At 44.5% G+C, this 21,406-nt stretch carries 21 protein-coding genes; 13 read left to right on the top strand and 8 right to left on the bottom strand.

From position 1 onward, the window contains the following. Positions 1 to 9 precede the first annotated feature (9 nt). The 3 genes from PCAR9_RS05505 to PCAR9_RS05495 all read left to right on the top strand — a co-directional run bounded on the left by PCAR9_RS05505 (position 10) and on the right by PCAR9_RS05495 (position 2,337). Entirely contained in the window at positions 10 to 570 is a 561-nt protein-coding gene (locus PCAR9_RS05505; RefSeq protein ID WP_179982743.1) for an Hpt domain-containing protein, read from the top strand. Continuing rightward, positions 570 to 1,325 carry a pseudouridine synthase gene (locus PCAR9_RS05500; RefSeq protein WP_179982742.1) on the top strand — a complete coding sequence of 252 codons (756 nt, stop codon included), beginning with the start codon at positions 570 to 572 and terminating at the stop codon, positions 1,323 to 1,325. The genes PCAR9_RS05505 and PCAR9_RS05500 overlap by 1 nt, the downstream gene beginning before the upstream one ends. Positions 1,326 to 1,395: 70 nt before the next feature. Next, positions 1,396 to 2,337 carry a ketopantoate reductase family protein gene (locus tag PCAR9_RS05495; protein WP_179982741.1) on the top strand — a complete coding sequence of 314 codons (942 nt, stop codon included), beginning with the start codon at positions 1,396 to 1,398 and terminating at the stop codon, positions 2,335 to 2,337. Between the two features lie 23 nt (positions 2,338 to 2,360). On the opposite strand, the gene lysS is transcribed toward PCAR9_RS05495, so the two are convergent. Together lysS and prfB are read right to left on the bottom strand one after the other, a co-directional pair. Further along, positions 2,361 to 3,929, bottom strand: coding sequence for a lysine--tRNA ligase (lysS, locus tag PCAR9_RS05490; protein WP_179982740.1), 1,569 nt, complete (start codon positions 3,927 to 3,929; stop codon positions 2,361 to 2,363). Between the two features lie 23 nt (positions 3,930 to 3,952). Continuing rightward, positions 3,953 to 5,051, bottom strand: a protein-coding gene (prfB, locus tag PCAR9_RS05485) for a peptide chain release factor 2 (RefSeq protein ID WP_179982739.1) whose coding sequence is annotated in 2 segments (ribosomal slippage) — positions 3,953 to 4,975 and positions 4,977 to 5,051 — 1,098 coding nt in all. Because the reading frame shifts where the segments join, the coding sequence is not laid out codon by codon here. A gap of 335 nt (positions 5,052 to 5,386) precedes the next feature. Here prfB and PCAR9_RS05480 point away from each other — a divergent pair. Beyond that, positions 5,387 to 5,605, top strand: a complete 219-nt coding sequence (locus tag PCAR9_RS05480) for a hypothetical protein (RefSeq protein ID WP_071951054.1) — start codon at positions 5,387 to 5,389, stop codon at positions 5,603 to 5,605. A gap of 166 nt (positions 5,606 to 5,771) precedes the next feature. Here the strand turns inward: PCAR9_RS05480 and PCAR9_RS05475 are convergent, their stop codons facing one another. Further along, positions 5,772 to 6,857, bottom strand: a complete 1,086-nt coding sequence (locus PCAR9_RS05475) for an alkene reductase (RefSeq protein WP_179982738.1) — start codon at positions 6,855 to 6,857, stop codon at positions 5,772 to 5,774. Positions 6,858 to 7,145: 288 nt separating this feature from the next. Here PCAR9_RS05475 and PCAR9_RS05470 point away from each other — a divergent pair, with 288 nt between their 5' ends. Beyond that, positions 7,146 to 8,204, top strand: a complete 1,059-nt coding sequence (locus PCAR9_RS05470; RefSeq protein ID WP_232091124.1) for a flavin reductase family protein — start codon at positions 7,146 to 7,148, stop codon at positions 8,202 to 8,204. Further along, entirely contained in the window at positions 8,201 to 9,373 is a 1,173-nt protein-coding gene (locus PCAR9_RS05465) for a fatty acid desaturase family protein (protein ID WP_179982737.1), read from the top strand. The genes PCAR9_RS05470 and PCAR9_RS05465 overlap by 4 nt, the downstream gene beginning before the upstream one ends. Here the strand turns inward: PCAR9_RS05465 and PCAR9_RS05460 are convergent. Beyond that, positions 9,351 to 9,788: a DUF2177 family protein gene (locus tag PCAR9_RS05460; RefSeq protein ID WP_071814097.1), complete on the bottom strand. Its 438-nt coding sequence runs from the start codon at positions 9,786 to 9,788 to the stop codon at positions 9,351 to 9,353. The two genes, PCAR9_RS05465 and PCAR9_RS05460, sit on opposite strands and share 23 nt — an antisense overlap. 143 nt (positions 9,789 to 9,931) lie before the next feature. Then, complete coding sequence (locus PCAR9_RS05455; protein ID WP_179982736.1) at positions 9,932 to 10,789, bottom strand: SDR family oxidoreductase; 858 nt, start codon at positions 10,787 to 10,789, stop codon at positions 9,932 to 9,934. A gap of 107 nt (positions 10,790 to 10,896) precedes the next feature. Between PCAR9_RS05455 and PCAR9_RS05450 the strand changes: the two genes are divergently transcribed. Both PCAR9_RS05450 and PCAR9_RS05445 read left to right on the top strand, forming a co-directional pair. After that, a complete protein-coding gene (locus PCAR9_RS05450) occupies positions 10,897 to 11,808 on the top strand; it encodes a LysR family transcriptional regulator (protein WP_179982735.1) in 912 nt (303 codons plus the stop codon). Between the two features lie 230 nt (positions 11,809 to 12,038). Further along, positions 12,039 to 12,410 carry a hypothetical protein gene (locus PCAR9_RS05445; protein ID WP_039233308.1) on the top strand — a complete coding sequence of 124 codons (372 nt, stop codon included), beginning with the start codon at positions 12,039 to 12,041 and terminating at the stop codon, positions 12,408 to 12,410. A 69-nt stretch (positions 12,411 to 12,479) separates the two neighbouring features. Here the strand turns inward: PCAR9_RS05445 and PCAR9_RS05440 are convergent, their stop codons facing one another. After that, the gene (locus PCAR9_RS05440) at positions 12,480 to 12,938 is read right to left on the bottom strand and encodes a hypothetical protein (RefSeq protein WP_179982734.1); all 459 of its coding nucleotides are present in this window, start codon (positions 12,936 to 12,938) and stop codon (positions 12,480 to 12,482) included. Positions 12,939 to 13,169: 231 nt separating this feature from the next. Here PCAR9_RS05440 and PCAR9_RS05435 point away from each other — a divergent pair, with 231 nt between their 5' ends. Beyond that, positions 13,170 to 14,036, top strand: a complete 867-nt coding sequence (locus PCAR9_RS05435) for a DUF417 family protein (protein WP_179982733.1) — start codon at positions 13,170 to 13,172, stop codon at positions 14,034 to 14,036. A 104-nt stretch (positions 14,037 to 14,140) separates the two neighbouring features. On the opposite strand, the gene PCAR9_RS05430 is transcribed toward PCAR9_RS05435, so the two are convergent. Continuing rightward, a complete protein-coding gene (locus tag PCAR9_RS05430; protein ID WP_179982732.1) occupies positions 14,141 to 15,355 on the bottom strand; it encodes an endonuclease/exonuclease/phosphatase family protein in 1,215 nt (404 codons plus the stop codon). 426 nt (positions 15,356 to 15,781) lie between these two features. On the opposite strand from PCAR9_RS05430, the gene PCAR9_RS05425 reads away from it, so the two are divergent. The 4 genes from PCAR9_RS05425 to PCAR9_RS05410 all read left to right on the top strand — a co-directional run bounded on the left by PCAR9_RS05425 (position 15,782) and on the right by PCAR9_RS05410 (position 20,570). Next, positions 15,782 to 16,771 carry an alpha/beta fold hydrolase gene (locus PCAR9_RS05425; protein WP_179982731.1) on the top strand — a complete coding sequence of 330 codons (990 nt, stop codon included), beginning with the start codon at positions 15,782 to 15,784 and terminating at the stop codon, positions 16,769 to 16,771. Between the two features lie 17 nt (positions 16,772 to 16,788). Further along, entirely contained in the window at positions 16,789 to 17,928 is a 1,140-nt protein-coding gene (locus PCAR9_RS05420; protein WP_179982730.1) for an RNA polymerase sigma factor, read from the top strand. Positions 17,929 to 18,219: 291 nt separating this feature from the next. Then, on the top strand, positions 18,220 to 19,269 hold the full coding sequence (locus PCAR9_RS05415; protein ID WP_179982729.1) for a PLP-dependent cysteine synthase family protein: 1,050 nt from the start codon (positions 18,220 to 18,222) through the stop codon (positions 19,267 to 19,269). Between the two features lie 125 nt (positions 19,270 to 19,394). Further along, positions 19,395 to 20,570 (top strand): DUF2891 domain-containing protein, encoded by a 1,176-nt coding sequence (locus PCAR9_RS05410; RefSeq protein WP_179982728.1) that lies wholly within the window; start codon positions 19,395 to 19,397, stop codon positions 20,568 to 20,570. Between the two features lie 70 nt (positions 20,571 to 20,640). On the opposite strand, the gene PCAR9_RS05405 is transcribed toward PCAR9_RS05410, so the two are convergent. Further along, positions 20,641 to 21,210, bottom strand: a complete 570-nt coding sequence (locus tag PCAR9_RS05405) for an NADPH-dependent FMN reductase (RefSeq protein ID WP_179982727.1) — start codon at positions 21,208 to 21,210, stop codon at positions 20,641 to 20,643. Positions 21,211 to 21,406 lie beyond the last annotated feature (196 nt).

Raw genomic sequence — 21,406 nt, 5'->3', positions numbered from 1 at the left:
GATAGATGTATGGATCAGTCAACAACAGTACTCGATATAGACTTCGGAATGTCACAGTTAAGTGGTAACAAAAAACTGTTGTTCACCCTACTAGGTAAGTTCACGGACGAATATCGTTCTCTAGATGCTGACTTACAAGCACATATTGCTAAGGGTGACTTCACTGAGGCTTATTCACTTGTTCATACCCTCAAGGGCGTAACAGGAAATCTAGGTATGTTTGCGCTTCACAATGCAAGCAAGCCTGTTGAAAGTAGCTTTCGAAACGACGGACAAGTCGCTGATGAATACCCTGCGTTTGTCGCCGTGCTAAATGAGACAATTACCACGGTAGATGCATTAATCAAAGAGCCAGAAGTTACCGCTTCTGCCCCTGCAAATGGCGCTGCCGCTGAGCAAGCTCGAAAGCAGTTATTGGCCGCACTTAAAGCCAGTGAGTTTATTGCACAGGATAAACTAGACGAGTGGCTAGACGCCCTTGCCTTACCTCAAGAAAAACGCACGGCTATTATCGATGCGGTTGACGAGCTAGATTATGAAGAAGCTATCGAAGAGTTAGAAAATAGCTAGTGCTACACATTCCTATCCTCGTTGAAAACGCTGATCTTATCGTCGTTAATAAGCCTGTTGGCGTTGCCATGCACGATGCTGTCGACGAAACTGGCGTAAAACAACATCCAACGAAAGGTATTAAAGCAGGAAAGGTAGACGGTATTGTTACTGTTTTAAAAAAGCAGCTCGCCGTTAAAGAATTGCACCTTTGTCACCGCCTAGATACCGGTACCTCAGGATCCTTATGCTTAGCTAAAAATGCCACGGTGGCGGCAGAAATCGGCGAACTTTTTTCATCAAGACGCGTCAGCAAATACTACCTAGCCTTAAGCAGTAACAAACCTAAAAAGAAACAGGGCATGATAATCGGCGATATGAAAAATCGTCGCGGCGGCCAGCGTATTTTGCTTAAAACTCAGAAAAACCCAGCGATAACTCAGTTTTTCAGTAGCGCAGCTAGACCGGGAACTCGTGGTTTCGTTGTTAAACCTCATTCAGGGAAAACCCATCAAATTCGAGTCGCGCTTAAAAGCGTCGGGGCCCCTATTTTAGGTGATACACTTTACGGCGGTGCGGCGTCAGATAGGCTCTACCTTCATGCTTGGCACTTGCGCCTTCCTCTATCGAAAGGTGAATTATCAGTAACCGCACCTTTTGATGCGGGCGAAGTAATTAGCCAAGAAGACATGCACGCTTGGGTTGAGGCGCTTAATGCACCAGACGCTTATCCATGGCCGGCAATTCCAGCGCGCTTCTTGTCTGAATCTTTATAAGAGCGTCATCAAGGTAAACCCGTTCCGTACAAGTAAAACAGTAACCTAATACAACATTTGACAGATATTAATGGGAAAACTACATATAGTCGGTGGCGGTGCCATCGGGAGTTTAATTGCAGCGAGCGCTCATAAAAATGGCGTGCCCTATGATTGCTACCCCAGAAATATTAGGACCATGCCTGCTCGCGCAAAATGGCGAGATGGCCAAAGTATTGAACTAAAAGCTGCTATGCCAGCGCCTGTCATTCTTGAAAAAGATGACGTGTTAATACTTCCACTTAAAGTGTATCAACTTAACGCTGCTCTAAAAGAGTGGCTGCCCTACCTCAATCAAAAACCGACGGTTGTGCTGATGCACAATGGTATGGGCGGGCTAGAGGTTGCACGAGATTTGTTAGGCGGCGATTATCCGCTGCTTCTTGCTACAACGAGCCATGGCGCGTTAAAAGAAAGCACATCAAGCGGCAATTTTCACGTGAAGTATACAGGGCTAGGAGCAACGCAAGTTGGCGCGCCTAATTTAGCTAAGCCAATACCTCAAAAGCTTGCAGACCTTTTACAAGTAGCACCACAGCTTGCAAATGCAATTGCTACTTTAGATAGTTCGCTTCCGCCTGTGCAATACCGAAGTGATATTTTAACAGCACTGTGGGCCAAGCTTTCCGTTAATGCCGTAATTAATCCACTAACAGCACTTCACGATATTCAAAATAAGCATATTGCTGATGCTGAATTTGAGCAAACTCGCAGCAAGATATGCCATGAATTCACGCTAGTGGCTAACGCATATGGGTTTAAATTCGATGAAGATGAGGTACTAAAAAACGTGTTGTCGGTAGCCAAAGCAACAGGTGAAAACTACTCCAGCATGCATCAAGATATTGCTCAAGGCAGGCAAACAGAAATAGACGCCATTAACGGTTATATTGTGGAAATGGCAAAGAAAAAGGGTATTCCCGTTCCCGAGAACACCCTTTTGGTAGAGCGTGTTAAAGCGCTAAGTGTTTAAAGCCTTAGCGTTTATAACTGATTTTACTCTTGCTCACCCGCTTCTTGCCCATCTTTTGGCGCTTGAGGCTTCATGTGTGGGAACAAGATAACATCTTTAATGGTAGAGCTATCGGTAAACAACATCGCTAGACGGTCAATACCAATACCTTCTCCCGCTGTTGGCGGCAAGCCATATTCAAGGGCGCGGATGTAATCATCGTCAAAGTGCATGGCTTCATCGTCGCCAGCGTCTTTTTCTTCAACCTGCTTCGCAAAACGTTCCGCCTGATCTTCTGGGTCGTTAAGCTCACTAAAGCCATTCGCTAATTCACGTCCCCCTACAAAGAACTCGAAGCGGTCTGTAATGAATGGGTTGTTGTCGTTACGGCGCGCAAGCGGCGATACTTCCCACGGATATTCTGTAATAAACGTAGGTTGGATAAGCTTCTCTTCTGCTGTTGCTTCGAAGATTTCGCAAAGGTACTTACCCGCACCCCAAATGCCATCAACTTCAGGCTCTTTAATGTGAAGCTGTTTTGCCATTGCTTTAAGCGCGTCAAGGTTCGCCTCTGGGTCGCGGATAGCGGCTTCATCAGCTTCTGGCCAGTACTTAAGAATAGCTTCGCCCATGCTTAAACGGTCAAACGGCTTACCAAAATCGTATTCAACTTCAGACGTTACGTTACCTTCAGCGTCTTTAGTTGTGTTTTTGATAATGCTTGTACCAAGAATATCTTCTGCCAGCGTGCGCAGCATATCTTCGGTAAGGTTCATCAGGTCATTGTAGTCTGCATACGCTTGGTAGAACTCAAGCATAGTGAACTCTGGATTGTGACGTGTTGATAAACCTTCGTTACGGAAGTTACGGTTAATTTCAAACACACGCTCAAAACCACCAACGACTAAGCGCTTAAGGTATAACTCTGGCGCAATACGCAGGTACATATCGATGTCTAGCGCATTGTGGTGAGTTACAAACGGCTTCGCAGTCGCACCACCTGGAATAACCTGTAGCATCGGCGTTTCTACTTCTAGGTAGTCACGTTCAGTAAGGTAGTTACGAATGCCGTTTACAATCTTACTGCGGATAATAAAGGTTTTGCGGGTTTGCTCACTTGTAATTAGGTCAACGTAACGCTGGCGATACTTAGTTTCCTGGTCGCTCAAACCATGGAACTTTTCTGGCAATGGACGCAGTGCTTTAGTAAGCAGCTCGTATTGCTCCATGTTTACGTATAGGTCGCCTTTACCTGACTTGTGCAAATCGCCCGCTACACCAATGATGTCACCAATATCCAGCGCACCGTATTTTGCTTTAAGGGCCTTTTGGGTGTCTTTATCAGCGTAAGCTTGAATACGGCCTGTCATATCTTGAAGCAGCATGAAAGGACCACGCTTTGCCATGATACGGCCAGCAATGCTTACCTTGTTTCCCTGCTCTTGCAGCGTTTCCTTGTCGAATTCACCGAACTTAGCTTGAAGCTCATCCGCATAGTTTTCGCGACGGAAGCTGTTTGGGAAACCGTTCGCACGGCACTGCTCGCGAATAGCGCTTAGCTTAGCACGGCGCTCTGCAATCAATTTGTTATCGTCTGTTTGTTGGTCAGTCATAACCTTTCACTTCGTTGTTCGGTTTACAGCCCAGATTTCAGGCTGGCTTCAATAAATTTGTCCAAGTCGCCATCTAGCACGGCTTGAGTGTTACGTGTTTCCACGCCAGTGCGCAAGTCTTTAATGCGAGAGTCGTCCAAAACGTAAGAGCGTATTTGGCTTCCCCAGCCGATATCAGATTTGCTGTCTTCCATCGCTTGTTTTTCAGCGTTTTGTTTTTGCAGCTCAAACTCATAAAGTTTGGCTTTTAACTGCTTCATCGCCTGATCTTTGTTTTTGTGCTGCGAGCGGTCGTTCTGACACTGCACCACTATGCCCGTTGGTTCATGGGTAATACGTACCGCTGAATCTGTTCTGTTTACGTGCTGTCCACCTGCGCCCGATGCGCGATAGGTATCTATACGTAAGTCAGACGGGTTGATATCTATATCAATATCGTCGTCAATTTCTGGGTATACAAACGCTGATGAAAATGACGTGTGACGGCGGTTACCCGAATCAAACGGTGATTTACGAACCAAGCGGTGCACGCCAGTTTCTGTGCGTAGCCAACCAAATGCATATTCGCCCTGAATACGCAAAGTTGCGCTTTTAATCCCGGCTACATCACCGTCTGATACTTCAATGAGTTCAGTTTTAAAACCGTGAGCTTCACCCCAACGCAAATACATGCGAAGCAGCATATTGGCCCAATCTTGCGCCTCTGTGCCACCAGAGCCCGACTGAATATCAATGTAGCAGTCGTTCTCATCATTTGGACCAGAGAACATACGGCGAAACTCAAGCACCTCTAGTTGTTCAATTAAGCCTTCTAGTTCACTTTGAGCCTCAACAAAGGTGTCTTCATCTTCGGCTTCAACCGCCAATTCAACAAGACCTTCAACATCTTCTGTACCCTGATCGAGCTTATGGATCGTTTCAACGATTTGCTCAAGGGCCACTTTTTCTTTGCCCAGTGCCTGCGCTCTGTCTGGCTCGTTCCAAACATCAGGACTTTCTAACTCTCGGCTAACTTCCTCTAAACGCTCTGACTTTGCATCAAAGTCAAAGATACCCCCTAAGCGCTTCGGTGCGCTCGCGGATATCTTTTATCGCATTAGTAACGGGGTTTATTTCAAACATAGTCCGCTTATTTCGTTAAAAAATTAAGACCGCGGATAGTACCGAATTTGAAGGAATTTTGATAGGGGTTGGCGCAAATATTGCGACCCAGTTTTTGCACACGCTAGCGAACTTTTTTTAGTCGCTTGAGGTGAATTGAATAATATTACCGTTAAACGGCTTACAGTAAGCATTGGTAATACGCTTAAAGCCCATAAGATAAAACTTATAAAGCATTAAACGCTTCTTGGCATCTTAATTCGTGCACTGGTTTAGCACATTCTCGCTTCCCACAAGTGTGCAGGGTAAACCATAAAGTCGTTATAAGCGATAAATGGAAAAGTAATAGGAAAAGTATGTCGTTAAATAATTTGTCTTATGCTGTTATCGGAGTACTGCTTGGTCTCTTAGTATTGGCATTGGGCCAACTTTTTGACTGTCAGAATTTAGCCGGCGCAACCATGGCGCTTCAGTGCCCCAATGGTACGCCTATTTCAAAACTATGGTTGGTCACCTCAATGTTGATAGCTGGAAGTGGTATCGCCGCTTGGCTATTCCGAAACCGCAACTTCTAGGCGAGGTGTGATATTTCAATCGCATTGCAATTGGCCGAACGTAAATTAACTAAAAACATTAACGTTTTCTTAATTATAAACTGCAGCGCGTATAGATAGTTTAAAAAGCGCATAAAGAAGCGCAGCTCCTTTATGCGCAGCAGTGTGCACCCCATAACATTTACGGCTATTTAGCAAATGTATAATCTGTATAGCCTTTCTCACCGCCACCAAACAAGGTATCAGGGTTGTGCGTATTTAACGGTAAATTGTTCTCTAATCGATAGGGCAAATCTGGGTTCGCCACAAAGGGTCTACCAAAACCGATCATATCTGCCCAGCCTTCAGATAACGCTTTTTCGGCGCGCGCTTTGTCGTACTTTCCTGCATAAATCAATATACCACTGAATATTTCGCGAATAGCCTGTTTGAAAGATATAGGCATTTGCGGCGCATCATCCCAGTCGGCTTCAGCAATATGCATATAGCCAATCTTGAAACCATTAAGCATGGAAGCAATCGCAAGATAAGTCTCTTCGGGATTGTCGTCGACGGTCCCGTTTAATGTTGTTAGGGGAGCTAAACGTACACCTACTTTATCAGCGCCAATTTCTTCAGAGACGGCCTGCACCACTTCTTTCAAGAATCGAATACGGTTCTGTACACTTCCGCCGTATTCATCAGTTCTTGCATTACTCTGAGAATCGATAAATTGGTTAAGCAGGTAACCATTAGCCGAATGCAATTCAATACCATCAAATCCAGCATCTACGGCATTACGCGCCGCAGCGCGATACTCTTCCACCACGGCTTTTATATTTTCAATGCTCATTTCGCGTGGCATGACCGACTCAACAAAGCCAGGGTTGCCGCCTTCATCAACAAATACTTTTACCCCTTTTGCTTGAATTGCCGATGCGCTAATTGGCTGCTGCCCTTCTGTATTTGAAGGGTGGGATACGCGGCCCACGTGCCAAAGTTGCGCAAACATTACACCACCCGCTTTATGGACTTTATCTGTTACCAACTTCCAGCCTTTGATTTGCGCTTTGGTATAAATACCTGGTGTCCACGCATACCCCTTACCGAGTGCCGAAATTTGTGTCCCTTCGCTGACAATTAGACCAGCGCTTGCGCGTTGGGCGTAATAATCTGCCATTAAGGCATTGGGCACATCTCCCGGCTGTGTTGAACGGGAGCGGGTCATTGGCGGCATAACAATTCGATTATTCAGCGCTTTTCCAGCCAGCGATATGCTTTCAAATAGTTTCATAATACGGTCCTTTAAACTTGAGTCTTGCAATTTACACGTTTCGAAAACGGTAAATATAAGGTTCATAAGCAAGGTTAGAACCCGTACTTTTAACAAAGCACTTTTGCATTTTTCACAAAAGTAGCGTTGCATTTCGACGACGTTATCCCAAATTTCCCGCCCCCCTCTTGACGCAGAAAAAATTAAGCTTACACTTGTTCGCTGAAATGGCGTACAAGTGTAAGCTAAAACATTTTCATCCTTTTTGTATTTAAGATATTCCGACGAAATACAGGTGTGATTTCTACATTGAAACTATTACTCGATAAATTCACAGATCGCATATTCCACCATGGCTCTTGGAAGGGCTACTGGGAGGTATTGATGCAGCAAATTAAACCCGCGTGGCGCGATGGGTATTTCAGAGCTAGGGTTGTGACCGTAAAAAAACTGAGCACGGATATGCTAGAGGTGTTACTTATGCCAGAGAGGTCTTGGCCAGCGCATGTTGCAGGGCAACATATCGCATTAACCATAGAACTTAACGGCAGGCTCACCACCCGCGTGTTTACCATAGCGAGTGGTGCTAATAGCCACCAAAGAGACAAGCAGATCCGCTTGGTCACAAAGGTAAAAGCCCGAGGCGCGCTAACCCCTTACCTACATACCTGTGTGCCTAATCAATGGGTAAATATCTCAGCCCCTATGGGAGAGTTTGTATGGCCTGAGACGCAAAAGCCTCTTCTCATGATTGCGGGCGGCTCAGGCATTACCCCTTTCATTGCCATGCTTGACGATGCTATTAACAACGCGCAGCTAAAACATACACCGGTGCACTTACTTTATTTTGCTAAGCCAGACGAGCATGTATTACTCAACGAATTATCAGCGTTCAGCAAACGCTGTGAGCACTTCACCTATGATGTTTTGAGCAAGCAAAAAGATGGAGACGTAGAAGCTCATTTGTGTGATTTTGCCAATGCACACTGGTTAGTATGTGGTCCACATGCCATGTTCGAGCAAGTTGAAAGCTATGCAAAAACGATTAATGCGCCTGTTTCGAGCGAGCATTTCGCTGCGCTTCCTGTGGTGAGCAACACCAGCCTTACCGAAAACGAAACCTTCTCTTTGGTTCACAATGGCCAATCTTTGGCTATCGACAATCAGCAAACCCTGCTTTCACAGCTTCAACAAGCAGAGCAACCCGTGACCTACGGATGTGGAATGGGGATTTGTCACCAGTGCCAATGTGTTAAGAAAAAGGGCGTGGTAAGAGATACCCGTACTGGCGAACTTTCAGATAGCGCAGAGCAACTTATTCAGTTGTGTGTATCACAAGCCGTTACCGATGTGGAGATTCAACTATGAACACTAGCGTTGTAATAGACAAACAACACCGTGAAGCAGCAATTGAACAAGTAGATTTACCGATGCGTGAAACTCAGGGAATTCAGGAGACGCTTACAACTCAGTCAACAAGCACCAAAGAGAAACCAAACTACGAATTACTTGCTACTCAGCTTGATGAAATTAAAGCTGACATTAAACGAAAAGTCGGGGCTGAAGATGCGGCCTATATACGACGTATCATTCTTATTCAGCGAATTTGCGAATGGAGCGGCCGGATACTACTGATGTTGGGGTTCATTCAACCGCTGCTCTGGGTTGCCGGTGTATTGAGTTTAGCTACAGCTAAAATTCTCGATAACATGGAAATAGGCCACAACGTGATGCACGGCCAGTACGATTGGATGAACGACAAACATATCAATTCGAAAGGCTATGAGTGGGATATTGCCTGTGATGGTGCGAGTTGGAATCGCGTTCATAATTACGAGCATCACACCTATACCAACATTATTGGCAAAGACAGAGACTTTGGCTACGGTTTGCTTCGTCTGTCTAACGATTTCAGATGGCGTGTAAAAAACCTATGGCAGTTCGCGACTTATATCGTACTTAGCGTGATGTTTCAGTGGGGCGTGTCTTATCACGAGATGGCTGCAGAACGGGTCTTTTTTGGGAAGAAGAAAGACAACCGTAAGAATCAGGTTACTCATAGTGAACTAAAGAAGCGCTTTTTTAGCAAGGGAGCACGTCAGTTAGTAAAAGATTATGTGCTATTTCCTTTGTTAGCTGGGCCGTTATTTTTATGGGTATTTACCGGTAACCTTATCGCCAATTTGTTACGCAATTTATGGACATCTACCATTATCTTTTGCGGCCATTTCACTGGTGATGTGGAAACGTTTAAACAAGAAGATTGTGTTAATGAAACCCGAGGGCAATGGTACTACCGACAGGCGCTGGGCTCATCGAACATAAAGGGCGGAAATCTGTTTCACGTGCTTACCGGGCATTTAAGCTTTCAGATTGAGCACCATTTGTTCCCGGATATCCCTGCCAGACGCTATAGAGAAATGGCCCCAAAGGTAGAGGCCGTATTCAAAGAACACGGCATGCACTACAACACTGGCGGCTTTTTAAAACAGTACGGTAGCGTGTTAAAGCGAATTATTCGCTACTCTTTCCCTTAACCAGTTGAAACCCTAACCAGCCGGCCATGGCGCTAGCGCTGGTTAGGCAAGTACCCCACGCCCAATCAATCAGCATAATAAACAAAGTAAAACCCTCAATGATGCTGTATGCCGTTAAGTTGTAGGCGCCATAACTGGCTAACCCTAAAAGCGCGCCATCTATTCCAGCATAAAGTAACGACTTCTCTCTGTTCGCCACCACAGCAAGTACAAACACCACACATCCATACATGAGGTAAAAAACCACCCAAGGCCACGTGATAAATTGACTTCTAAGCAGAGGAGCCATTTCACTTTGATACCAGCCATCCGCAATAACGCCAAGCCACAAGAAGTCGAGCACACCAAAACACACAAAGATTGCAATTAACGACACGACGATGTTTTTCGCAAAGCGAATGATGTTGGAAAGCATGGAACCTATCCCTGTAAATAAGCAAATTGCGGATGCAAGTGATTTAAAATATGAATACGCAAGTGTTGCACAATAAGCGCATCACTTGAATGATAATTCAAGGTAATGCGCATGGGATGGTAATTCACTTAGCTTTTAAATACTCAGATTTTCATTTTCGCAGCAAGTGTCGCACGCAGAGTTGCAGTTGGACGACCAAGTAGTGATGATAAGGTGCCGCTGTTATCTTGGAGCCACCCCGAGGCGGCGTAATGCTCTGAATCTGCTAACGCTGCTGCCATACCTTCAGGCAGCCCAGCTTTAATGAGTGCTTCTCTATAAGCGCTCTCATCCATGTCTAAAAAACCAATATCTTCGCCGGTAATTTCAGATAGGGTGGAAGCATACTCCATTAGCGTAAAGCCCGTGTCGCCAGCAAGCTCATAAATTTTGCCTGTTTGATTTTGCGATGATAGAAGAACGGCCACTGCGGCGTCTGCATAATCTTGTCGGCTAGCAGTAGACAAAACTCCCTGCTTTGCAGCGCCTGCCACCGCTCCCATCTGCAGTACGCTGTCTACATTATCGGTGTAATTTTCCGTGTACCACCCATTTCGAAGAAACACGAAAGGCGCTGACACATTTTTAAAGTAAGCCTCGGTTTGTTTATGTTCTTGCGCTAACAGCAAAGGAGACGTATCTGCTTTCAACAAACTGGTATAAGCAATGAGGCTAACGTTTTGTGCCATAGCTGCATCTATTACCGCTTTGTGCTGCTCAAAGCGTTTCCCAAACTCTGTACCTGATATTAGCAACAACTTCTCAACACCCTCAAAAGCTGACTTAAGCGTTTCCGGGTTATTATAGTCGGCCTGCCGTACTACTACTCCCAACTGCTTTAATGCGTGTGCGTTATCAGGGTTGCGCACTAGTGCAACAATTGTGTTTGCCTTCTCTGTATTAAGCAGTGTTTGAATAACTTTTTGACCTAATTGTCCGTTAGCGCCGGTTACTGCAATCATAATCTATCCTCTATCAATTAAATGAGTACTGGTTGAACACAGAGGTGATTATGTGCGTGAAACACTGTTATGATAAGTAGACATATACAGAACAAATTGTCACGAATATGAGTACAATTGACTATTCACATCTTAAGGCACTCGCCATATTTGCCAGCGTAGTAGAATGTGGAAGCTTTGCGGAAGCTGCCCGCCGTTTAGGCACCAGTCGATCTAGAGTTAGCGAGCAAGTGGCAGGTTTAGAAGCATCTCTTGACGTGCGATTACTGCAAAGAACTACTCGACAGCTCATGCTTACTGACGAGGGAAATGCTGTATTTTCCCATGCGAAAAAGTGCCACGAGATTTTGCATGGTATTGATGAAGAGCTGCGTCAAACAGCGCCAAAAGGAAGAGTATCAATAACAGTCACCAACGACATTGCACACAAGTTTTTATTACCGTTGCTGCCTGAGTTCAAGCGCCGCTATCCTGAAATAGATTTACACATAGTGAGCAGTGACGATAAGCTCGACCTTATCGCTCAGAATATTGATGTAGGAATTCGAATTGGTTTGCCACGAGACGACTCGCTCGTCGGTAGGGTCTTATATCAAGAACAATTCGCCTTATATGCTAGCCCTGATTATCTCAAGAAATATGGTGAACCTAAGACTATTGCAGAACTTAATAATCATACCTGGATTTTGCTATCTCAGTTAAATTCACGAATCATGCATTACCTAATGCTGGACAACACACCAATAGACGTTACACCCAAACATTACGAGCTGTGTAATTCTCCTCACCTTGTTCAAGAAATGGTCAAAGCAGGGTTGGGAATATCTACGCTGCTACCTTCAACTGTGCAAAAAGAAGTCGCATCTAACGAATTGGTACGAATTTTCCCGTCACTTGGAAGTGAAACCTTGTTGTTTACCTTGGTTTATCCTTCTCGTAAGCATGTGCCAAGCCGTACCCGAGCACTTATTGACTATCTGGTTGAGACTTGTCGCTTCGGCAATGCCGCTTCTTTTTGATGTAAAATGCATAACGTAATGAGTGTTGCTTATAACGATACGCTCGTTATGAAGTTTGCATACCGAAATGCTTTACTTAAAACTTACACTGGGTGCTGCAACTAAAGAGGCGTTTGAATCTCAAAGTGACGTGGTTCAAATAAGCGTTAAATAAAATGAATAAAACACTATTAGTAATAACGACCTCTTTGATTGTCAGTGCGTGCGCTCATAGGCCACCACCTTTAGACATGGATGAAATATTTTTTGAAACGAAGATCAAGCAAGACGGTACCAAGCTCTTCGCCTTTAGCATTCCGTTAATGCAGCATCGTGACGGTGCCAAAGGTGGCGGTAAAGGCGGCCGTGGTCAGGGAGGCGAACGAAGTGGTCGTGGCGGTCGCCAAGGACAGGAAAGTCGGGAAGGCTCGTCACATAGCAGCGATAGAATGACTGAGCAACTTTATACATCTCTAGATGAAAAACTGGATGAGACCGGTTACTGCCAAACGGGCTTTCTAGAAATAGATACACACCAAACCGAAGATAGGCTTCACCTATTAGGTGAGTGCAATGAAACGGCGAGCGAACTGGACAAAATCGAGTTCCCCAACGTTAATTAACCCGCGTTTTTGTGAAGCGCATTGCCGATGGCGTGCGCTTCATTCAACGTTCGTTTGCTAAACAACCTCTTAGTCAACACACAAGGTATGCTCCACAACGCCGTCAGACACATAGGCTCTACAGCCAAATAGGTCGGTAGTTTCTAAACACACCCCACTGGCTTTTTGCCCAGCATCCACCTGATTATTTTCTGTGACACAGGCTACTTCGCACTCGCTGCTGTCATTACACGCATTGCCAGCATCATTCGCCGGTAAAACACAAGCATACGCCTGCTGTCGGCCTACTTTCTTCCAGTTCCCCCCCTGTTTATCACACACTTTTTCAGACTTTATGGAATAGGCCTGCTGTACTAACGGCAAAGAGGTATCAACAACTTGCTCTAATTTTTCAATTTCTTCAACACTTGCTATAGGCTGCTCAATGACTTCTGGGGGCTGCGCACCGCAAGCCGTTAAAGTTGCACCCAAGCCCACTGCCAACCAGGCCCCAAACCGATGCTGTATCTTAACGCCTGCCTGTTTCATTCTTTCCCTCTATTTGTTTTACTTTTTAAACAACGACTACTCAAAAGCCACGCTTTTTTAAACCTGCGATACTTATGACCACGGCTATTAGATAAGTTCTTATTTTTTCAATAAATCCTTATTCGTGCGCTGTGCTATGCCCAATAAATTATCAAACCATTGAAATTTTAGTGATACCTAGGCAGGTCTCTACATACACTTCGCAAAACTTGCAGTATTTACGGATGCTTTATGACACTACAACAAACCGAAAACCTGGTAACCGCCTTAATAGCTTTCAGCTTCTCTGTTCTTGGCCTAACATTTTTACTGGGTGCAAACCCTAATGCACTAATAACGACTTTTAACTTCTATTCGTTAGGTGCAATGGTTAGCGAAAGTGCACTTGGTGCTATCACTGGGATTACATTATTGCTGCTAGCCTTAATGACATTTGCTGCACGATTTAAGCTAGTGTCACCAAAAACGGTTACGCTATTCGCTGCATTGGTTACCGCAATCCCCCTACTCACCTTGTTATCTTCCGGGCGATGGATGGCCGATTTAGGCGGCTTCCCGATTATCGGAAGTGGTCAAGGCATCATCAAGTACTTCGCAGTATTACCGCTTTTTCTGTTCTTGTTTTATCGCGACAAACTTTCGCATAAACAGCTGACTTACCTTAACTTTGCACCTGTAGCCATGGTTTTACTATGGATAGGAAGCATGAAGTTTTTCGAATTTGAAGCCAATGCAATTGTTGGGTTAGTAGAAACCTCGCCGTTTATGTCGTGGCTTTATGACGTGTTCAGTGTACAGGGAGCATCGAATGTAATTGGTGGGTTTGACGTCTTCTTTGCGCTTGTTTTGGGCGTAGGTATTTACACTAAGAACAAGCCAATGATCATTACGAGTGGAATCGCTTGTTTATCCGTATTTTTGATGACTCAAACGTTTTTATTTAGCGTGCCTGATACCTTTAATAGTGCCACCATCGTTAACCGTCTAGGGCAGTTCGTTATTAAAGACCTTTGGTTTGTCGCTAACTTAGTGGTAGTTGCCTACTTCACAATATTTAATTCGGTGTCAGATCAAAACCGAAAAACGCAGCTAGACTAAATTGGGCTAAATTACGCTATATAAGGCTACATAAGGCCGCTTGCCGCGGCCATTACTAGTGATATGAAACAATAAGTAAATAATGGGAAATCGATTAATGAGCTTTATTTATCTTGTTCTAGCGACAAGCTTACCCAGACTAGCCTATGATCTGAGCTGGCGGCACGATCTTTAACTAATCGATACAGGTCACTCGTTTTAGCTGGCCAAAAAACGCCTACATCATGTACATCGAATCCATATCGAGATGGTAGAACATAGTCGGCTCTGGCGCCCCAATAGGCGGTAAAACGATTGCTAAACGCAGCGCCTGACGCGCCTGCGCCGCCTGCGCTTGTTGGGATTGTGTCGTTATTGACAAGCGGGTGTTCAGTAAGCTGTTCTATTACACCTTCTCTATGTTTGTCCCCGATATCGGCAGCATTGAAATCGCCGACTAGCACAAAGCGCGTATTGTTTGATAGGCTAACTTTCTCACCCGTGTCATCATAGATATATGTGCCTTTGTCAGGAGAAAGGTAATCCGCCATCAACCTTATTTCATCGAAATTGCGCTTTCCGTTTCTGTCTTCGTTTCCATCAAAATTCGGTGGGGTTGGGTGCATGGCTAACACATGTACAGTCTTATCACCCACATTGATTGGCACGTCCCAGTGAGACTTCGAGCTTAACCTCAATGCCTCCCACTCATTTACATCGTACCAAGGGGTGCCGCTGTCCACATTGCCATTTTCATCAGGAATAATAGGTACTTGGGGATGAGGCATATGGTGCCATTTGAATTTCTGAAAGGTACGGATACTATCCACATCAATAGGGTATTTTGACAGTAGCGCCATACCGTATTGTCCAGGATAAAGCCCAAAGCCGTAAGCATCCCCACCAAAACCTTCTGCCTTACCATTGTTGTCTAAGTCGAAGGTGGTGGGCTCGCCCGTATTAACTGTCGCCACATAGGTATAAGGGTAATCCACTGGCTTGAGCCCACGCTGTGAAACATTTAGGTAATTCTTAATAAACGCTCCCACCCCTTTACGCTTATCTGCAATGTAGTCAAACTCATTCAGCATCAGAATATCAGGGTTAACACGCTGAATAATTTCAGCAATATTTTTAACTTGAGGGTGCTCGCCCGTAGACAGAACATGCTGAAGTACTTTGTCGCTCGGCTTCATGCCCAACGCTTTATAGTTAGTGGCTTCCATACTTACGTTAAATGTAGCAACTTTTAGCATTTGCTCTTCTTTCGAATAAGCCAACGGAGATACACATAATGCGGGTAAAAGAGCTGTGACAAAGAAAAGCGCCCTAATTTTCATGTTGTTACCTTTTAATAAAGTCGTTTGCTAACGATACCAATATAGAAGAGGATTCTGAACTTTTTTGTACTGAAGAATAGCTAGGGTCTGTTTGGCGTTAGGTGCAATGAACCTTTCCTAAAATTACCTTCCTTTCGGCTATCTTTTTGCCCTTGTCGTTATAACCTTGGATTAGTTTTAATCTCTCAAACTTTCGCGCACGATTATTCTAAAAAATAACTGCATTATTAAAGTATTCAATGCGAATAAAAATTGTGGGGTTCCCTCAGACTCTGCCCCCACTTTTTATCCACTCCTCATGTATTACGGATAGCTTTTCCGACTTACCAGCAAAAATGTTGTCACACTTTTCTCCTGCCGTGTTTCTTAGTTATATGTCCAGCAAATAATTTGCTGTCCATTTTTATAAACGAGAGGAATACGAATATGAAACGGGTCTTACATGTGAGCAAATGGCTGTTACAGGGTCTAAAGAGGACGACTTTGGTTCAGTCCACTGGGTTTTGGCAAATATTTGCTGTATTTATGCTAATTTTAGGCGTGGTAATACCAACTGCGTTACAAGCCAAAACTATCACAACACACAGTGATGAGCGTATTACAAATCTAGGCACTGCTATTGTTGAACAACACGCAAATAATTCGAATAAAAAAGCAATTATCTTTATCCCTGGTTTGATGTCGAACGCGTCGGTTTACGAGGGGATTACAGAACATTTTAGTTCGCAGTTTGATGTTCATATTGTTGCGATAAAGGGCTTTGGGGGCACACCTCAAAACGGGGAATTTGATTTTGACAAGTTAATAAAGGAGCTTCGCGATTATATTGCAGTCAACACAAGAAACAAGCCTCATGTCGTTGGACATAGCATGGGAGGGTTAATAGCGTTAACCCTAGCTGCAGAGCATGAAGAGATAATTGGGAAAGTGGTATCAATAGATGGCTTGCCATTTATTGGGCCTGTTTTTACACGCAGTAACGATACTGAAGTAAGCCAACTTGAGCCGCAAGCCCAAGTATTTAAGGCTATGTTTAGTGCAATGAAGCCTGACCAATTGGCAGAGCAAACAAAACGCGGTATTTTCATTCAAGCCACATCGCCTGATGATCAAGCTCGCATCATCGAAATGGCAAAAAAATCTCACCCGCCAACGGCTGGAAATGCCATGTATGAAGTAATGACAAGAGATCTCAGGCAGCCTCTAAAATACAGCGAAACCCATATACTTATGCTGGGCGCATCTGGAGGCTTTAGTGACGATGCCCAATACCAGCACGCACAGTATTTATATGAACAACAATTTGTTGATGTAAAGAATGCTGAAGTGGTTATGAATACAGAAGCGCGTCATTTCATTATGTACGACCAACCGATATGGTTAGTGAATCAAATTCGCTCATTTTTGGAGAAATAAGGATGTTGAAATGTCAGATGGCACACGCCGAGAGTGCCGACATTATCTTGGCTCAACAGGGCGATCAGCAAGCTTACGAGCGTATTATTTGTCGTTCACAGAATTTGGTAAGTACCATAGCGCTAGCAATTGTGAAAGATGTGGATGATAGCGAAGAAATAGCTCAGCAAGTGTTCGTAAGTGTATGGCAAAATTTGAAACAGTTGAATAAGCCGGAAAGTTTCTTGCCTTGGCTCAGGCAAACCACGCGATATGCGGCGTTGAACTTCCTTAGAGACAACAGAGTAAACGACCGTGTAGATTCCGATGAAGCCAATTTACTGTTAGCGCAAATGGCGACTGCCAATGACGTGCAATATGAAGAACTTAGTCAAGAACAACACAAGCGTCTAGTTGCACAATTTATCGACCAGCTTTCTGAGGAAAGCAGAGAAATAGTACTGCTTTACTATCGTGAAGAGCAATCCAGCAAACAGGTGGCACAATTGCTGAACCTCACTGAATCCTCCGTACGGAAAAAGCTCTCTCGTGCGCGGGTTGCTTTGAAAAGTGAGATGCTAAAACACGTAGGTAGTGCTATTTACAGTACGGCCCCCAGTATTGGTTTTAGCGCTGTGGTTCTGGGGTTAATCACCCCAAGCGGGCCTGTTGCCGCTGCTATGGTATCGAGCAGTCTAACGTCGATACCGGCGGGAAGCAAAGCGGGAAGTAGTTTTTGGTTGAAAGCATTAAGTATATTGGGCGGGTCGCTCATCGGTGCATTTATGGCCGTATTGGTAATCATTTGGTCATCGAAGACGGCGCTGTCTAACTTGCCTGACAAAGACAGCAAACGCACTATGAAACGCTATCGAAACGAACTTATAGCCTGGGTTTTATTTTGGGGGCTGGTTATTACAGCAGCATATGAACTGACTCTTGATTGGGTGGCGCCGGTGGTGACTTACACTATATTTGCTTTTGGTCTATTCATGTTGATGGTAAGAAACATGGCTTTTCTTCACGAAAATGCAGAATTCAATGAAAGTGGTAAAGCAAAAAGGAAAACCACCGTTTCTGAGAAGGTGTTAGGTTATGCATGTTTAGTACTGGGTATTGGCAGCGGCTTTGCTGGGGTTATTTGGGGGCTTATTTCTAACGGAAGGCTACCGCTTTAGGCTTTGTTGGTTGTGGGAGGGAAAGTTTAGTGCTACCTCTGTTGCTCGAATTTTGCGTACATGTTAGTGAGTTCGCCGTGTAATATGCGATATATTTCTTTTAAAAATTCACATGGTAGAAATATTTTTCACATCAAACCTCTATTATTAAAATAATAAAATCAAATACTCCATCTTCACTGGTATTCTAATTCTTGCCTTATACAGCCAACGTCAAGCGAACTACGCTTTATGTTTAATTTTTAAATAACGTGCTCAACGTGTTGCATTTCAGGTAAAAGAGAGAGGGTTATGAAGAGCTGGGTTTCAAAAGCGATAAATATTATCAATGCAGATTATCAACGCTCGGCTGATACGCACTTAATCAAGTTAGAGCAAATCGCCTTTAAAGATGTTGATATCTATCTGAAAGATGAAAGCACTCATCCGACAGGCAGCCTAAAGCACCGTCTAGCCCGGTCTCTTTTTCTGTACGCCCTGTGTAATGGAAAAATTGTAGAAGGGACCACGGTCGTTGAAGCATCCTCAGGCAGTACAGCGGTGTCTGAAGCTTACTTCGCTAAAATGATTGGCGTTCCGTTTGTTGCCGTCATGCCTAAATCTACCGCCCAAAGTAAAATAGCTCTTATTGAACGCTACGGTGGACAGTGTCACTTCGTTGACTGCCCTACACAAATGCATAGCGAAGCCACCAAGGTAGCGAAAGAACTTAACGGCTACTTTATGGACCAGTTCCTTTACGCTGAGCGCGCTACAGACTGGCGTGGAAATAACAATATTGCTGAGAGTATCTTTGAGCAAATGAAAGCCGAGCCCCACCCTGTTCCACACACCGTGGTTATGAGTGCTGGTACTGGCGGAACATCAGCAACCATAGGCCGCTACATTCGCTACAAAGGTCTTTCTTCTCAGCTAGTGGTAGTAGATCCTGAATTCAGCGTATTCTTTGATAGCTTTAAAAACAAGGATCATACACTTACGGCTACCCGAGGAAGCCGCATAGAAGGGATAGGACGTCCTAAAGTTGAAGCCTCTTTTCAGCATGATGTTATAGACGACATGATTGCTGTTCCCGATACGGCTAGTATTGCAACCATGCATTGGCTAAACAACACCATGGGAATTAAAGCCGGCCCTTCTACTGGCACAAACTTATGGGGTGCACTAAGTATTGCTGAACAAATGAAGCAGCGAGGTGAAGCGGGCTCAATTGTAACGCTTATGTGCGACAGCGGTGAGCGATATAGTGAAACCTATTACAATGCTGGCTGGGTAGAAAGGACCATTGGTTCTTTCGATGAATACACCGCCAAACTAGAAGCCATCGGAGCTAGTGCGTAAGGTTTAAAAAAGCCTGTTGCTGCTGTTTAAAGTGCTGGGGCGTTATGTATCGCGCAGCACTTTATTCAAAGCATTTATCACTATACATTGGCGATATACTTCTCATTGATTAAGTGCGCAACACTATGTTCAAAATAAAAAAACTTGTTCGCTGTACCCTTGCATTTGCCACAGCGTTTGCCACCCACAACGCCTTTGCTAGTAGTTCACCGACAGTTGAAGCCAACAACAAGGGCAGTGCCGGTGCCAATCAAGCTTTAGTAGCAAATGCTCCCACTGGCGTTCCTAACAATAATTACGAAAGCGTTTTTGCTAACCTCGCGCTCCATTGTATTCATCAAGAGTTTCCCAATGTTGTAAAACACATGATGAATAATGGCGATGACGTAAAGGCACCAAGTCAACTCTACCCCGCATTTTACGGATGTTTAGACTGGCACTCATCAGTTCATGGCCATTGGCTCCTAGTAAGAATGTTAAATACTGCGCAAGACGCTGTTGATAAAGATTTAATCATTAAAAGCCTCAACACCAGCTTTACGGCAGAGAACATTCAAGGTGAACTTGCTAGCCTGAAGCGCGAAAACAATGCGTCATTTGAGCGCCCCTATGGCCTTGCTTGGTTTCTACAATTAACCGCGGAACTACGCCAATCATCAATTCCAGAAGCAGAGGTATGGCTGGACACGCTACTGCCACTTGAGGAAGAAATTGTGGCAAGAGTAAATGCGTGGTTACCTAAATTGGCTTACCCTATTCGAACGGGTGAACACAGCCAAACCGCCTTTGCTTTTGGACTAATGTTAGACTGGGCGAAGGTAGCAGATAACAGGGACTTTGAAGCACTGCTTACATCTAGAGTAAAAGAATATTACCAGGCTGATAAGCAATGTCCCCTAGCCTACGAGCCTTCAGGGCAGGATTTTCTATCACCGTGCTTGGCTGAAGCCGACCTAATGCGCCGAGTAATGGCTAAAAAAGACTACAGCCAATGGCTTTCAGCATTCTTTCCAGACCTAACCGCTGAAACTTCAAGTTGGCTAGCACCTGCGACTGTTACAGACAAAACGGATGGTAAGCTCGCTCACCTAGACGGGCTTAATATCAGCCGTGCGTGGATGATTGAAGGCATTATAAGCGCTTTATCAAACGATGACGCACGCTTACCTGTACTGAAGAAAACGCTAAAAGCACATCGTGATGCAGGATTAAACGCGGTGTTTGGTGATATGCACTACATGGGAAGCCACTGGCTTGGCAGTTTTGCTAGCTATTTGGAAACACAGCGTGGCATAGACTAAATTCAAGCTCGGCTGCAATATTTTGCAGCCGAGCTTTCTGTGTGTCTATAAGATGTTGTACCAACGACTATTATTTCGCTAGCTTACCAGCCAACTCGGCAGTTTCTTTACCCAAGTTTTTTAGCTGCTTAATAGTTTTTTCATCCGTAATTACGCCCTCATCCATAAGCGTATTTACTTTTGCTATAGCTTTTTGATTTGGCAGCACCATAGTACCTAGGTTCTCAAGTAACATTCTTAGTACCACCAGCACACGCATACCGCCCAGCCCGCCTGCCGATGCGGCCATAATACCAGCTACTTTACCGCGATACGCTTGCAGTGGCTTTTCGCCTTCGCTCATGCGTGATGCCCAGTCAATGGCGTTTTTGAGCAGTGCTGGGTAGCTAGAGTTGTATTCTGGTGAGGCAACTAGAAAACCATCATGACTCATTAGCAATTCTTTGAACGCCTGTGCTTTTTCAGGAATGCCAAACTCGGCTTCCTCATCTTCATTAAATAATGGCATTTGAAAGTCGGCCAGGTCGATAACGGTAACCTCTGCGCCAGCCTCGCGGGCGCCTTCAGCTGCAACTTTCATAATAGCTTGGTTGAATGAACCTTTACGGGTACTACCTGCAAATGCAAGGATCTTGGTCATTTGAATTTCCTGTCGTTAATTTGAGTCGTCTTTATCGTTTACTTTATAAGAATTTATTACGCCATCGGTTCTAATCGATAAATAAGGATCATGATTAGCGCAAACGGACAATGTATTTTTGACGTTCTTTATTTTGCATAAAAAAAGGCTGACAATCATTGTCAGCCTTTTCAATATCAATATGTATGTTGTACCG

This window comes from Alteromonas macleodii, assembly GCF_903772925.1.
In the GTDB taxonomy this organism is placed as follows: domain Bacteria; phylum Pseudomonadota; class Gammaproteobacteria; order Enterobacterales; family Alteromonadaceae; genus Alteromonas; species Alteromonas macleodii_A.
Note: the sequence above shows the minus strand (reverse complement) of the source record. Positions and strands in the feature narration are given on the sequence as shown.

What these genes read in the sequence shown, in the direction of transcription:
- PCAR9_RS05410 (WP_179982728.1), top strand. Translation starts at nt 19,395, where the DNA reads ATGTTCAAAATAAAAAAACTTGTTCGCTGTACCCTTGCATTTGCCACA.
- PCAR9_RS05505 (WP_179982743.1), top strand. Translation starts at nt 10, where the DNA reads ATGGATCAGTCAACAACAGTACTCGATATAGACTTCGGAATGTCACAG.
- PCAR9_RS05405 (WP_179982727.1), bottom strand. Translation starts at nt 21,210, where the DNA reads ATGACCAAGATCCTTGCATTTGCAGGTAGTACCCGTAAAGGTTCATTC.
- PCAR9_RS05430 (WP_179982732.1), bottom strand. Translation starts at nt 15,355, where the DNA reads ATGAAAATTAGGGCGCTTTTCTTTGTCACAGCTCTTTTACCCGCATTA.
- lysS (WP_179982740.1), bottom strand. Translation starts at nt 3,929, where the DNA reads ATGACTGACCAACAAACAGACGATAACAAATTGATTGCAGAGCGCCGT.
- PCAR9_RS05415 (WP_179982729.1), top strand. Translation starts at nt 18,220, where the DNA reads ATGAAGAGCTGGGTTTCAAAAGCGATAAATATTATCAATGCAGATTAT.
- PCAR9_RS05495 (WP_179982741.1), top strand. Translation starts at nt 1,396, where the DNA reads ATGGGAAAACTACATATAGTCGGTGGCGGTGCCATCGGGAGTTTAATT.
- PCAR9_RS05475 (WP_179982738.1), bottom strand. Translation starts at nt 6,857, where the DNA reads ATGAAACTATTTGAAAGCATATCGCTGGCTGGAAAAGCGCTGAATAAT.
- PCAR9_RS05480 (WP_071951054.1), top strand. Translation starts at nt 5,387, where the DNA reads ATGTCGTTAAATAATTTGTCTTATGCTGTTATCGGAGTACTGCTTGGT.
- PCAR9_RS05420 (WP_179982730.1), top strand. Translation starts at nt 16,789, where the DNA reads ATGGCACACGCCGAGAGTGCCGACATTATCTTGGCTCAACAGGGCGAT.
- PCAR9_RS05465 (WP_179982737.1), top strand. Translation starts at nt 8,201, where the DNA reads ATGAACACTAGCGTTGTAATAGACAAACAACACCGTGAAGCAGCAATT.
- PCAR9_RS05455 (WP_179982736.1), bottom strand. Translation starts at nt 10,789, where the DNA reads ATGATTGCAGTAACCGGCGCTAACGGACAATTAGGTCAAAAAGTTATT.
- PCAR9_RS05435 (WP_179982733.1), top strand. Translation starts at nt 13,170, where the DNA reads ATGACACTACAACAAACCGAAAACCTGGTAACCGCCTTAATAGCTTTC.
- PCAR9_RS05450 (WP_179982735.1), top strand. Translation starts at nt 10,897, where the DNA reads ATGAGTACAATTGACTATTCACATCTTAAGGCACTCGCCATATTTGCC.
- PCAR9_RS05445 (WP_039233308.1), top strand. Translation starts at nt 12,039, where the DNA reads ATGGATGAAATATTTTTTGAAACGAAGATCAAGCAAGACGGTACCAAG.
- PCAR9_RS05440 (WP_179982734.1), bottom strand. Translation starts at nt 12,938, where the DNA reads ATGAAACAGGCAGGCGTTAAGATACAGCATCGGTTTGGGGCCTGGTTG.
- PCAR9_RS05425 (WP_179982731.1), top strand. Translation starts at nt 15,782, where the DNA reads ATGAAACGGGTCTTACATGTGAGCAAATGGCTGTTACAGGGTCTAAAG.
- PCAR9_RS05460 (WP_071814097.1), bottom strand. Translation starts at nt 9,788, where the DNA reads ATGCTTTCCAACATCATTCGCTTTGCGAAAAACATCGTCGTGTCGTTA.